The organism is Pseudomonas sp. PAGU 2196 (assembly GCF_022179005.1).
GTDB lineage: Bacteria > Pseudomonadota > Gammaproteobacteria > Pseudomonadales > Pseudomonadaceae > Aquipseudomonas > Aquipseudomonas kermanshahensis.
In genome coordinates this window covers 119996-132841 of sequence record NZ_BNTL01000028.1, presented here as the reverse complement: position 1 = coordinate 132841, position 12846 = coordinate 119996, and the positions used below count along the sequence as shown (strand labels likewise).

General features: G+C 62.8%; 12 protein-coding genes and 1 pseudogene. 9 read left to right on the top strand and 4 right to left on the bottom strand.

What is annotated here, in order from left to right:
- The 3 genes and pseudogenes from MFF34_RS22155 to MFF34_RS22145 form a co-directional block, all read right to left on the bottom strand.
- A pseudogene (locus MFF34_RS22155) lies at positions 1-1082 on the bottom strand (MFS transporter); the annotation flags it as partial.
- Positions 1083-1358: 276 nt separating this feature from the next.
- Complete coding sequence (locus tag MFF34_RS22150) at positions 1359-2564, bottom strand: transporter associated domain-containing protein (RefSeq protein WP_027595718.1); 1206 nt, start codon at positions 2562-2564, stop codon at positions 1359-1361.
- Positions 2565-2573: 9 nt separating this feature from the next.
- Positions 2574-3383 carry an inner membrane protein YpjD gene (locus MFF34_RS22145; protein WP_027595719.1) on the bottom strand — a complete coding sequence of 270 codons (810 nt, stop codon included), beginning with the start codon at positions 3381-3383 and terminating at the stop codon, positions 2574-2576.
- 263 nt (positions 3384-3646) lie between these two features.
- On the opposite strand from MFF34_RS22145, the gene ffh reads away from it, so the two are divergent.
- The 6 genes from ffh to MFF34_RS22115 all read left to right on the top strand — a co-directional run bounded on the left by ffh (position 3647) and on the right by MFF34_RS22115 (position 7729).
- The gene (ffh, locus tag MFF34_RS22140) at positions 3647-5023 is read left to right on the top strand and encodes a signal recognition particle protein (RefSeq protein WP_027595720.1); all 1377 of its coding nucleotides are present in this window, start codon (positions 3647-3649) and stop codon (positions 5021-5023) included.
- A 259-nt stretch (positions 5024-5282) separates the two neighbouring features.
- A complete protein-coding gene (gene rpsP, locus MFF34_RS22135; RefSeq protein ID WP_011535318.1) occupies positions 5283-5534 on the top strand; it encodes a 30S ribosomal protein S16 in 252 nt (83 codons plus the stop codon).
- Between the two features lie 5 nt (positions 5535-5539).
- Positions 5540-6076, top strand: a complete 537-nt coding sequence (rimM, locus tag MFF34_RS22130; RefSeq protein WP_027595721.1) for a ribosome maturation factor RimM — start codon at positions 5540-5542, stop codon at positions 6074-6076.
- Between the two features lie 3 nt (positions 6077-6079).
- Positions 6080-6832 (top strand): tRNA (guanosine(37)-N1)-methyltransferase TrmD, encoded by a 753-nt coding sequence (gene trmD / locus MFF34_RS22125; protein ID WP_238216463.1) that lies wholly within the window; start codon positions 6080-6082, stop codon positions 6830-6832.
- Between the two features lie 42 nt (positions 6833-6874).
- The gene (gene rplS / locus MFF34_RS22120; protein WP_027595722.1) at positions 6875-7225 is read left to right on the top strand and encodes a 50S ribosomal protein L19; all 351 of its coding nucleotides are present in this window, start codon (positions 6875-6877) and stop codon (positions 7223-7225) included.
- Between the two features lie 96 nt (positions 7226-7321).
- On the top strand, positions 7322-7729 hold the full coding sequence (locus MFF34_RS22115) for an acyl-CoA thioesterase (RefSeq protein ID WP_238216461.1): 408 nt from the start codon (positions 7322-7324) through the stop codon (positions 7727-7729).
- A 3-nt stretch (positions 7730-7732) separates the two neighbouring features.
- Here MFF34_RS22115 and MFF34_RS22110 read toward each other — a convergent pair whose 3' ends face one another.
- Positions 7733-9559, bottom strand: coding sequence for a sodium:proton antiporter (locus MFF34_RS22110; RefSeq protein ID WP_238216459.1), 1827 nt, complete (start codon positions 9557-9559; stop codon positions 7733-7735).
- A gap of 68 nt (positions 9560-9627) precedes the next feature.
- Here MFF34_RS22110 and xerD point away from each other — a divergent pair, with 68 nt between their 5' ends.
- The 3 genes from xerD (at position 9628) to MFF34_RS22095 (ending at position 12826) form a co-directional block, all read left to right on the top strand.
- Entirely contained in the window at positions 9628-10524 is an 897-nt protein-coding gene (gene xerD / locus MFF34_RS22105) for a site-specific tyrosine recombinase XerD (protein WP_238216457.1), read from the top strand.
- A gap of 153 nt (positions 10525-10677) precedes the next feature.
- Entirely contained in the window at positions 10678-11439 is a 762-nt protein-coding gene (locus tag MFF34_RS22100) for a thioredoxin fold domain-containing protein (protein WP_027595726.1), read from the top strand.
- Between the two features lie 82 nt (positions 11440-11521).
- Entirely contained in the window at positions 11522-12826 is a 1305-nt protein-coding gene (locus tag MFF34_RS22095; RefSeq protein ID WP_085272718.1) for a homoserine dehydrogenase, read from the top strand.
- Positions 12827-12846: the final 20 nt, after the last annotated feature.

The following is a 12846-nucleotide window of genomic DNA, read 5'->3' as shown; positions in this document are numbered from 1 at the left end:
CAACGCCCCCATCGGCGCAAAGGTCACGCCCATCAGGAACAGCTCGATGGCCAGGAACAGCGCCACGCCCGTGGTCGAGCCCGAAGTCAGCAGCGGCTCCATGGTAAAGCCCGATGCCACGGCCAGCAGGCCGCCGACGATCAGCACCGGTTTGCGCCCGTAGCGGTCGCTGAGCCAAGCCGACAGGGGCGTGGCCAGCGCCATGAACACCACCGCGAAGCACAGCAGGCCGAGGAACGTCTCACGGCTGTAGCCCAGGGTAGTCACGCCGTAGCTGAGCGAGAACACCGTCGAGATATAGAACAGCGCATAGCACACCACCATCGCCGCGGCGCCCAGCAGGGTCGGTACCCAGTATTTGGAGAACAGGTCGACCACCGGCATCTTCACGCGCTCATGGCGGGCAATGGCCTTGGCAAACACCGGGCTCTCTTCGAGCTTGAGGCGCACATAAAGGCCGACCAGTACCAGTGCGGCGCTGNNAACGGAATGCGCCAGCCCCATTCACGGAACTGCTCGTCACTGAGCACCAGGGCCAGGGTCAGGAACAGGCCATTGGCAGCCAGGAAGCCGATCGAAGGCCCCAATTGCGGGAACATGCCGAACCAGGCGCGCTTGCCCGGTGGCGCATTCTCGGTGGCCAGCAGCGCCGCGCCGCCCCATTCGCCACCCAGGCCCAGGCCTTGGCCGAAGCGCAGCAGGCAAAGAATGATCGGCGCCCAGACGCCAATGCTGTCGTAGCCTGGCAGCACGCCGATGGCGGTGGTGGAAACACCCATCAGCAGCAGCGACGCCACCAGGGTCGATTTACGGCCGATGCGGTCGCCAAAATGGCCGAACAGCGCCGAGCCCAGCGGGCGAGCGAGGAAGGCGATGCCGAAGGTGAGGAAGGCCGCGAGCATCTGCGCGGTGCCCGACCCGGACGGGAAGAACACCGGGCCGATCACTAGCGCGGCGGCCGTGGCGTATACATAGAAGTCGTAGAACTCGATGGCCGTGCCGATGAAGCTGGCAGTGGCCACCCGTGCGGGGGAGTTGACCGGCGCGGCAGGCGCTTCGGCATAGGTGCTGCTCGTGGTCATTAAGTAGGTCCCTAACAGTCTGGTCGTGCTCCAAGGGCTTGATCCGCCAGGGCGTGTACCTTCGAAGGGCAGGCACGCCTACGCGGACGCCGGAGCGTATTGTTCTTTTGCTCGCCCGACTGACGATAGCCCAAGGGGGATAGGGGCGGGAGCAGGCACTGTTCGGGGTGTTGAAGCAGGACCGCGGGGCGTGTCAGTGGAGCGGACTGGCCGTGTGGCGCCGGGTGCGGGTAGCAGGCGGGACGGCGGGGCTGGGTAAGCGTGACCCGAGTATAGCTATCGGGTCACGGTCCATACCAGTACCTTGCTGGCGCAATTGTCCTCTGTTTCGAGGATTTCCAAGCGATATCGGCCGATCTTCAGGCAAACGGCGCTTTCCGGGATGCTTTCCAGTGCCTCGGTGACCAGGCCGTTGAGGGTCTTTGGCCCGCCATCGCAGGGCAGGTGCCAGCCCAGGGTGCGGTTGATCTCGCGCAGCGAGGCGGTGCCTTCGATGACGAAGGTGCCATCGGGCTGGGGGTGTACGTGCGGGTTGTCCAACCCCTGTTCGTCTTCGAACTCGCCGACGATCTCTTCGAGGATGTCTTCCAAGGTGACGATGCCCAGCACCTCGCCATATTCGTCCACCACCACACCCAGGCGGCGTTGCTGTTTGTGGAAGTTCAGCAACTGCAGCTGCAGAGGCGTGCTTTCGGGTACGAAATAGGGCTCGTAACAGGCGCCGTGGAGTTTCTCCAGGGTCAGCTCCGCCTTGGGCAGCAGGTGGCTGATCAGCTTGGTGTTGAGGATCGCCTCAACCTGGTTGATGTCGTTGTGATAGACCGGCAAGCGGGTGTGACGGCTGACGATCAGCTGCTCGATGATGCGTTCGATCGGGTCGTCCAGGTTGATGCCATCGACTTCGTTGCGTGGCACCAGGATGTCGTTGACGGTGACTTTGTCCAGCGATTGCAAACCGTCGAGCAGGCCATGGCGTGCAGGCTCGTGCTCCTCGTCTTCGTCGAAGTCGTCGTCTTGCTCCGGGTGCAAGGCGACCGCCGTAGGCTGCACACGGAACGGGCGCAGCAGCAGCTTGGCGCAGCCATCGAGCAGGCAGGCCAAGGGTTGCAGAAGCGCCAGGGGCACTTTCAGCAGGCTTGCACCCAAGCTCGCAAACGCCTGCGGATTACGCCGCGCCAGGCGCCGCGGCAGGAATTCGGCGAACACCAGCAAGGCCAGCGTTGCGCCCAGGCCGGCCAGCCAGAAGCCGTGTTCGCCGCTGTAGCGCTGGCCAATCAGGCACGCCAGGCCCAGCACCAGCAACTTGCCGAGGCTGGCGCACAGCACCAGCGCCTGAGCGGGCAGGGGGGCTTGACCGTCGTCGCCATTGCGCAGCGAACCATTGAGCTGCAGGCGGGCGGCATCCACGGCGCTGAAAAGCGCCGACCAGAGTAGCGCCAGTGCCAGAGTGCCGAGGAGCGGTGCGTACGGCAGGGTGTCCATGGGTGGCCGTCAGATATGCAGGATGAATTCGCGAACCAGCTTGCTGCCGAAATAGGCCAGCATCAGCAGGCAGAAACCGGCCAGCGTCCAGCGGATCGCCTTGTGGCCACGCCAGCCCAGGCGGGTGCGGCCCCACAGCAGCACGCTGAACACCACCCAGGCGACGCAGGCCAGCAAGGTCTTGTGCACCAGGTGCTGGGCGAACAGGTTGTCGAGGAACAGCCAGCCCGAAATCAGCGACAGCGACAGCAGGCACCAGCCGGCCCAGAGAAAGCCGAACAGCAGGCTTTCCATGGTTTGCAGCGGCGGGAAGTTGCGGATCAGGCCTGACGGGTGCTTGTTTTTCAGCTGGTGGTCCTGCAGCAACAGCAGCAACGACTGGAACACCGCGATGGTGAACAGGCCGTAGGCGAGGATCGACAGCAGGATGTGCGCAAGGATGCCGGGTTCTTCGTTGATCAGCGGCACGGTACCGGGGGGCGCGAACTGGGCCAGCAGCGCAGTGACCGCGCCCAGCGGGAACAGCAGCACCAGCAGGTTTTCTACCGGGATGCGCAGGCACGCCAGCAAGGTCAGGGTAATGACCGCAACGGCGATCAGGCTGGCGGCGCTGAAAAAATCCAGGCTCAGGCCCAGCGGGGTGATCAGCTGGAAGAACAGGGCGCCGCCCTGGGCGATGACAGCCAGGGCGCCGAGCAGGCCCAGCAGCCGTTTGTCAGCTTTGCGGCCCTGGGCCAGGTGCGTGCCCTGGTAGAGGGTCGCAGCTATATAAAGGCCGGCGGCGATCAGGTTGGGGATGAGGCTGGGTGAGGAGAACATAAGTCCTGGTTGGCGAGCCTTAAAGAGACGGAGTTTGGCATAGAGAGCTGCAAGCTGGAAGCCGCAAGGTACAAGCAAAGGCGGATCCGCGAGGTGGCTGCATTTTCTTGCCGCTTGACGTTCGTAGCTTGCCGCTGGGAAGGCAAGGTGTGCGCCGCCGCCGCACTTCGCTATAATCGCCGCCTTGCTGTGCCCCGGGTGTGTGCATTTCCCCCCTGGGCGCCTGACAAACCTCGGCTTTTACTGGGCCTGAAAGGATCACCATGTTCGAAAACCTGACCGACCGCCTGTCACAGACGCTGCGCCATGTCACCGGCAAGGCCAAGCTGACTGAAGACAATATCAAGGACACGCTGCGCGAAGTGCGCATGGCGTTGCTCGAGGCCGACGTTGCCTTGCCGGTGGTCAAGGATTTCGTCAACAGCGTCAAGGAACGTGCGGTCGGTACCGAGGTGTCGCGCAGCCTGACCCCAGGCCAGGCCTTCGTGAAGATCGTCCAGGCCGAGCTCGAAAGCCTGATGGGCGCGGCCAACGAAGACCTCGCGCTGAACGCCGCGCCACCTGCCGTGGTGCTGATGGCCGGCTTGCAGGGTGCAGGTAAGACCACCACCGCCGGCAAACTCGCGCGCTTCCTCAAGGAGCGCAAGAAGAAGAGCGTGATGGTGGTCTCGGCCGACGTCTACCGCCCGGCCGCGATCAAGCAGCTGGAAACCCTGGCCAACGACATCGGCGTGACCTTCTTCCCGTCCGACATCAGCCAGAAGCCGGTCGCCATCGCTGAAGCGGCGATTCGCGAAGCCAAGCTCAAATTCATCGACGTGGTCATCGTCGACACCGCCGGCCGTCTGCACATCGACGCCGACATGATGGACGAGATCAAGGCGCTGCATGCCGCGGTCAAGCCGGTCGAGACCCTGTTCGTGGTCGACGCCATGACCGGCCAGGACGCCGCCAACACCGCCAAGGCCTTTGGTGAAGCCCTGCCGCTGACCGGCGTGGTGCTGACCAAGGTCGACGGTGATGCCCGTGGCGGTGCCGCGTTGTCGGTACGTGCCATCACCGGCAAGCCGATCAAGTTCATCGGTATGGGTGAGAAGACCGAGGCCCTCGAGCCGTTCCACCCGGACCGCGTCGCCTCGCGCATCCTCGGCATGGGCGACGTGCTCAGCCTGATCGAGCAGGCCGAGCAGACCATCGACAAGGCCAAGGCCGACAAGCTGGCCAAGAAGCTGAAGAAGGGCAAGGGCTTCGACCTCGAAGACTTCCGCGACCAGCTGCAACAGATGAAGAACATGGGCGGCCTGGGCGGCCTGATGGACAAGCTGCCGAGCATCGGCGGGGTTAACCTGTCGCAGATGGGCAATGCCCAGGGCGCGGCCGAGAAGCAGTTCAAGCAGATGGAGGCGATCATCAACTCCATGACCCCGGCCGAGCGCCGGGATCCTGACCTGCTCAGCGGTTCGCGCAAACGCCGCATCGCCATCGGCTCCGGCACCCAGGTGCAGGACGTCGGCCGGCTGATCAAGCAGCACAAGCAGATGCAGAAGATGATGAAGAAATTCTCAGCCAAGGGCGGCATGGCCAAGATGATGCGCGGCCTTGGCGGCATGATGCCAGGCGGCGGCATGCCGAAGCTGTAACCCCTATTCCGGGCGCTTGTCTTTTACCGGACGAGCGCTCAGAACCCCCGCCTTGGCGGGGCAATGGCCGCGAAAAGCGTGGCTTAACCGGCAGATCTGGACGGCATGGCGAGGCCTTGCCGAAAAAGTCATTTGCAAATGTCCGTGTATTCCCCGAGAATATGCGGCCTTTTGGGCACGCATGTGCCTATTTGGCTTTCAGATTTGCAGCACCGACTGCAGTACCAACTGCAGCACCGACTATAGGAACGATGTTCACATGGTAACCATTCGTCTGGCCCGTGGCGGCTCGAAAAAGCGCCCTTTCTACCACCTGACCGTGACCAACTCGCGTAACGCCCGTGACGGCCGTTTCGTTGAGCGCGTTGGCTTCTTCAACCCGATCGCATCGGGCGCCGAAGTCAAGCTGTCGGTCAACCAGGAACGCGTCACCTACTGGCTGAGCCAGGGCGCACAGCCGTCTGAGCGTGTTGCTCAGCTGCTGAAGGAAGCTGCCAAGGCCGCTGCCTAAGATATATGAACGCGACGCCAGAAAAGGCTGACGACCTCATCGTCGTTGGCAAGATTTTTTCGGTTCACGGCGTTCGCGGCGAGGTGAAGGTGTATTCCTTTACCGATCCGATTGAAAACCTGTTGGATTATCCACGCTGGACGCTCAAGCACGAAGGCAAGGTAAAACAGGTAGAGCTGGTCAGCGGTCGTGGCTCCCAAAAGGGCCTGGTCGTGAAACTGAAAGGCCTCGATGATCGCGATGAAGCCCGTCTTCTGAGTGGTTACGAGATCTGCATACCGCGGAGCCTTTTGCCCAACCTGCCCGTCGACGAGTACTACTGGTACCAGTTGCAGGGCTTGAAGGTCATCAACCAGGACGAACACCTGTTCGGCAAGGTCGATCACCTGTTGGAGACCGGTGCGAACGATGTAATGGTGGTCAAGCCGTGCGCAGGCAGCCTGGATGATCGCGAGCGTTTGTTGCCCTATACGGAGCAATGCGTGCTGGCAATCGACCTGGAAGCAGGCGTGATGCGGGTTGAATGGGACGCGGACTTCTAAACGATGGGTAACCTTCGCGTAGACGTCATCACGTTGTTCCCCGAGATGTTCTCGGCCATCACGGAGTACGGCATTACCAGCCGCGCGGTAAAACAGGGGTTGCTTCAGGTAACGTGCTGGAACCCGCGGGACTACACCACAGATCGCCACCATACCGTGGATGATCGGCCGTTTGGCGGTGGTCCGGGCATGGTGATGAAAATCAAGCCTCTGGAAGACGCCCTGGTTAGCGCCAGGCAAGCGACCGGAGCATCGGCAAAGGTGATCTACCTTTCGCCGCAAGGCCGCAAGCTGACTCAGCAAGCGGTCAAAGGCCTGGCCGAACAGGAATCGTTGATCCTGATCGCCGGTCGTTATGAAGGCATCGACGAGCGCTTTGTTGAGGCTCATGTCGATGAGGAGTGGTCGATTGGCGACTATGTGCTTTCCGGTGGCGAGCTGCCGGCCATGGTACTGATCGATGCGGTTACGCGGCTGCTGCCCGGAGCTTTAGGGCATGTGGACTCGGCGGAGGAAGACTCTTTCACCGACGGTCTGCTCGATTGCCCGCACTACACCCGACCTGAGGTGTATGCGGATCAGCGTGTTCCCGACGTGTTGCTAAGTGGCAACCATGCACATATCCGGCGTTGGAGGATGAAGCAGTCCCTTGGTAGGACCTTCGAACGACGCGCCGATCTTCTGGAAAGTCGCTCGCTTTCTGGAGAAGAGAAGAAGCTGCTCGAGGAATACCTCCGCGAGCGGGACGATAGTTAAACGTATCGATGGTGGATCACGTATCCATCTTAGGAGCACAGCATGACCAACAAGATCATCCAGCAGCTCGAAGCCGAGCAGATGAGCAAGGAAATCCCAACCTTCGCACCGGGCGACACCATTATCGTCCAGGTTAAAGTGAAGGAAGGTGAGCGTTCCCGTCTGCAGGCGTTCGAAGGCGTCGTTATCGCCAAGCGTAACCGCGGTCTGAACAGCGCCTTCACCGTGCGCAAAATCTCCAGCGGCGTTGGCGTAGAGCGTACCTTCCAGACCTACAGCCCGCAGATCGACAGCCTGGCCGTGAAACGTCGTGGTGACGTGCGTAAAGCCAAGCTGTACTACCTGCGCGACCTGTCCGGCAAAGCCGCTCGCATCAAGGAAAAACTGTCCTGAGTGCAGTTTGACCGGTGGCCCAGGCCGCCTTGCGAGAAAAAAAGCAGCCTTCGGGCTGCTTTTTTGCGTTTTGAACCCCAAGCGATGTGACCCGACATGACAACCCGAGACCAGGAAATCCAGCGCCGCACCGAACTGTCGGTGACCCGCGTGACCAAGGCGGTGTTCCCCAACACCACCAACCACCACAACACCCTGTTCGGCGGCACTGCGCTGGCCTGGATGGATGAAGTGTCGTTCATCGCGGCCACGCGCTTTTGCCGTTTGCCGCTGGTAACGGTGTCGACCGACCGTATCGACTTCAAGCACCCGATCCCGGCGGGCTCGATCGTCGAGCTGGTCGGCACGGTGATCAAGGTGGGCAACACCAGCCTGCAGGTACAGGTGGATGTGTTCGTCGAGAACATGTACCTGGATGGCCGTGAACGGGCAATCCATGGTGTGTTCAGCTTTGTCGCCATCGACGAAGACAAGCGCCCGGTGCCGGTGCTGCCAGCAACCTGAGGTTCACCCCGGTGTGGTGGCCGTGCCCGCGACCGGTGCCGGTTCGACCAGCGCCACCAAGGTCCAGCCAGGTTGCGGGGTGAGCGGGTTGTCAGGGCTCGACACATGCACCCAGCCGTGGCTGTCACGGGCGAACAGCAGGTGCGCACGCTCGCCATGCAGTGCCTGGTAGTTGTCCCAGTCGAAACCCTCGGTCAGGGTGGTGCTGTACAGCTCGGCGCCGTGGTGCAAGCGATTGGCCAGTTGCTGGTAGGTCATCGGGCTTGAGCCGAGCAAATGGCCGCGGTGTTCCTCACTGGCGCGGTGCTTGTCGCTGCGCTGTTTTTCCAGGCCGCTGGCCAGCACGAACAGGCGGCCATGGCCGAAATCGTGGCGAAAACGTGCGCAGGCCAAGGCGTTGATCTCACCTGCAGGGGACAGCCCCAGCAGATGGCCGAGGCCGACCAGGTCCAGGTGTGCATCGGCGTGTTGCGAGGCCGGGTTGCCAAAGTAGGTCGGCAGCCCGTCCATGCGCGCGGCGCGGATGTTTTCCCAGCTTGAGTCAGTCAGCAATACCCGGCAGCCCAGTTGCTGAAGGGCTTTGCCGAGGATGCGCGCGGGCCCGTTGGCGCCGACGATGAGAAAGCCGCTGGGGGCAGGCTCGGCCACCTTGAGCAGGCGCGCCAGGGGCCTGGCCGTGGCGCTTTGCAGCACCACGGTGCCGATGATCACGGCAAAGGTCAGCGGCACCAGCAACAGTGCACCTTGATGGCCGGCTTCATGCAGGCGGATGGCGAAGACTGCCGAGACTGCCGCGGCAACGATGCCGCGCGGTGCGATCCAGGCCAGCAAGGCCCGTTCGCGCCAGTTCAGCCCCGAGCCCAAGGTGGACAGAAAGACGTTCAGCGGCCGCGCCAGCAGCTGGATCACCAGCAACAGCGCCAGCACCGCCGGGCCTAGGCCGAGCAGGGCATGCAGGTCGAGGCGTGCGGCCAGCAGGATGAACAAGCCGGAGATCAGCAGCACGCTGAGGTTCTCCTTGAAGTGCAGGATCTGCCGCACATCCACCCCGCGCATGTTGGCCAGCCACATGCCCATCACCGTCACGGCCAGCAGCCCGGATTCGTGAACGATCTGGTTGGCGGCAATGAAAATGCCCAGCACTGCCGCCAGTGCAGCCAGGTTGTGCAGGTACTCCGGCAGCCACTGTTCACGCATGACCTGCCCCAACAACCAGCCACCGGCCGCGCCCAGTGCGCTGCCACAAAAGATCACCCCGGCAAAGGTGGCCAGGCTCTGGCTTAGGCCATTGCCATCGGCACTGGCAATGATGAAGCTGTACACCACCACGGCGAGCAGGGCGCCAATCGGGTCGATGACGATGCCTTCCCAGCGCAGGATGTTGGCGATCGCCGCCTTCGGCCGCACCACGCGCAGCATGGGCACGATCACCGTCGGGCCAGTGACCAGGGTCAAGGCGCCGAACAGGATCGCTAGCGGCCAGTCGAACCCCAGTAGCCAGTGGGTTGCCAGGGCGATCACCAGCCAGGTCGACAGCGCACCGATTGTAACCAGGCGGTGGACCACGCTGCCGATCTCGCGCCACTGCGACAGGTGCAACGTCAGGCTGCCCTCGAACAGAATCAGCGCCACGGCCAGCGACACCAATGGCATTAGCAGTGGGCCGAACAGTGCCTGGGGGTCGAGCCAGCCGAGCAGCGGGCCGGCGGTGATGCCGGCCAGCAACAGGAAAAGGATTGCCGGCAATTTCAGGCGCCACGCCAGCCACTGGCAGGCCAGGGCGGCGCCGCCGATGCCCGCGACGCTGAGGAGGATCTGCTGTTCGTTCATGCGGGCTCCCTATGCCGGCGTTGTTATGAAAGACTAAGCGTCATTTCGTCGTTTGCCACCGAGTTTTCATGCCCGCCCTCGACCACCCCCTGATTGACCAGTTTCTCGATGCCCTGTGGCTGGAAAAAGGCCTGTCCGACAACACCCGCGTTTCGTACCGTAGCGACCTGGCGCTGTTCAATGGCTGGCTGCAGGAGCGGGGCGTGGCCTTGCCTGACGCGGGGCGTGAGCTGATCCTCGATCACCTGGCCTGGCGCCTCGACCAAGCCTACAAGCCACGTTCTACAGCACGCTTTCTCTCTGGGCTGCGTGGCTTCTTTCGCTACCTGCTGCGGGAAAAGCTGATCGCTGTCGACCCCACGTTGCAGGTCGAAATGCCACAGCTGGGCCGGCCGTTGCCTAAATCTTTGTCAGAGGCCGACGTCGAGGCATTGCTGCAGGCACCGGACCTCGGCGAAGCCATCGGCCAGCGCGACCGCGCCATGCTCGAAGTCCTTTATGCCTGTGGCCTGCGCGTGACCGAACTGGTCAGCCTGACGCTCGATCAGGTCAACCTGCGCCAGGGCGTGTTGCGGGTCATGGGCAAGGGCAGCAAGGAGCGCCTGGTGCCGATGGGGGAAGAGGCGGTGGTATGGCTGGAACGCTACTTGCGCAATGGCCGCCCCGAGCTGCTGAACGGGCGCCCGAGCGATGTGCTGTTCCCCAGCCTGCGCGGCGAGCAGATGACCCGCCAGACCTTCTGGCACCGTATCAAGCACCAGGCACAGGTCGCCGGGATCGACAAATCACTGTCGCCGCATACCCTGCGCCATGCCTTCGCGACCCACCTGCTCAACCACGGCGCCGACCTGCGCGTGGTACAAATGCTGTTGGGCCACAGCGACCTGTCGACCACGCAGATCTACACCCACGTCGCCAAAGCCCGTCTGCAGCAACTGCACGCCCAGCATCACCCGCGTGGATGAATGATTTTCATGTTCCGCCGACCGGTACTCGCAGACCCCTTCACGGCTAGCGTGTTGTGGTAGGCTTGGGCGGTTTGCACCAAGGGCCGCACGGTCGCCGCGTTTTTTCCGCAGGCGACGCCCTCCGGCCCCTGTCCGCCTTCAGGAGTTCCCATGCGCGTGACCCAGATTTTCGCCGCCGCCGCGTTGGCGCTGGCCAGTACCTTTGCCGTTGCCGCGGCAACCGACAGCAATGCCGGTGCCGAGCAGGCCATTCGCAAGTCGTTGCAGAACCTCGAACTGGAAGTGCCGGTAGAAAGCGTCGCCAGCAGCCCGCTCAATGGCCTGTATGAAGTCAAGCTGCAGGGCGGCCGCGTGCTGTACGCCAGTGCTGACGGCCAGTTCGTCATGCAGGGCTACCTGTACCAGATCCAGGACGGCAAGCCGGTCAACCTGACCGAGAAGACCGAGCGTCAAGGCGTTGCCAAGCTCATCAACGGCATTCCAGCCGCCGAGATGGTGGTTTATCCTGCCAAGGGCGAGACCAAGTCGCACATCACCGTGTTCACCGACACCACCTGCCCGTACTGCCACAAGCTGCACGCCGAAGTGCCTGAGCTCAACCGCCGCGGTATCGAAGTGCGCTATGTCGCCTTCCCGCGCCAGGGCCTCGGTTCGCCAGGTGATCAGCAGTTGCAGGCAGTCTGGTGCTCCAGCGACCGCCGCGCGGCGCTGGACAAGATGGTCGAGGGTAAGGAAATCAAGGCCGCCAAGTGCGCCAACCCGGTCAGCAAGCAGTTCCAGCTGGGCCAGTCGATCGGCGTCAACGGCACGCCGGCGATCGTCCTTGAAAGTGGCCAGGTGATCCCGGGCTATCAGCCGGCACCGCAAGTGGCCAAGTTGGCCCTGGCCGGCCAGCAGCAAGCAGCCAAGTAATCAATACAGTACGCCGTCGTCATGGGGTGACGGCATGTTTCACGGTCGGCGCAGGTGCCGGCCGTTCAATGGGGAGTTCACAGTGAAACCGGTCAAAGTAGGCATCTGTGGGTTGGGGACCGTCGGTGGCGGAACCTTCAATGTACTTCAGCGCAACGCCGAGGAGATTGCCCGCCGTGCCGGGCGCGGTATTGAAGTGGCACAGATTGCCATGCGCTCGCAGAACCCGAACTGCCAGATTACCGGTACCCCCATTACCGCTGATGTGTTCGACGTTGCGACCAACCCGGAAATCGACATCGTCATCGAGCTGATCGGTGGTTACACCATCGCTCGCGACCTGGTGCTAAAAGCCATCGAAAATGGCAAGCACGTGGTCACCGCGAACAAGGCGCTGATCGCCGTGCATGGCAACGAAATCTTTGCCAAGGCCCGCGAGAAGGGCGTTATCGTCGCCTTCGAAGCGGCGGTTGCCGGTGGCATCCCGGTGATCAAGGCGATCCGTGAAGGCCTGTCGGCCAACCGTATCAACTGGCTGGCCGGCATCATCAACGGCACCGGTAACTTCATCCTCACCGAAATGCGCGAAAAAGGCCGTGCCTTCCCGGACGTGCTGGCCGAAGCCCAGGCTCTGGGTTATGCCGAAGCCGACCCAACTTTCGACGTCGAGGGCATCGATGCGGCCCACAAGCTGACCATCCTGGCGTCCATCGCCTTTGGTATCCCGCTGCAGTTCGACAAGGCCTACACCGAAGGCATCACCCAGCTGACCACCGCTGACGTGAACTACGCCGAGGCCCTGGGCTACCGCATCAAGCACCTGGGCGTGGCACGTCGCACGGCTGAAGGCATCGAGCTGCGCGTGCACCCGACATTGATCCCGAGCGATCGTCTGATCGCCAACGTCAACGGCGTGATGAACGCGGTCATGGTCAACGGCGACGCCGCCGGTTCGACCCTGTACTACGGCGCAGGTGCCGGTATGGAGCCGACCGCTTCGTCGGTCGTCGCCGACCTGGTCGACGTGGTACGCGCAATGACCTCCGACCCGGAAAACCGCGTGCCGCACCTGGCCTTCCAGCCAGACTCGCTGTCGGCGCACCCGATTCTGCCGATCGAAGCCTGTGAAAGCGCCTACTACCTGCGCATCCAGGCCAAGGATCACCCCGGCGTGCTGGCCCAGGTGGCCAGCATTCTCTCGGAACGTGGCATCAACATCGAGTCGATCATGCAGAAGGAAGCCGAGGAACAGGACGGCCTGGTGCCGATGATCCTGCTGACCCATCGCGTGGTCGAGCAGGGCATCAACGACGCCATTGTCGCCCTGGAAGCCCTGCAGGATGTGGTCGGCAAGGTCGTGCGCATCCGCGTCGAACAGCTCAATTAACGAATCATGCCGTTGGGCTG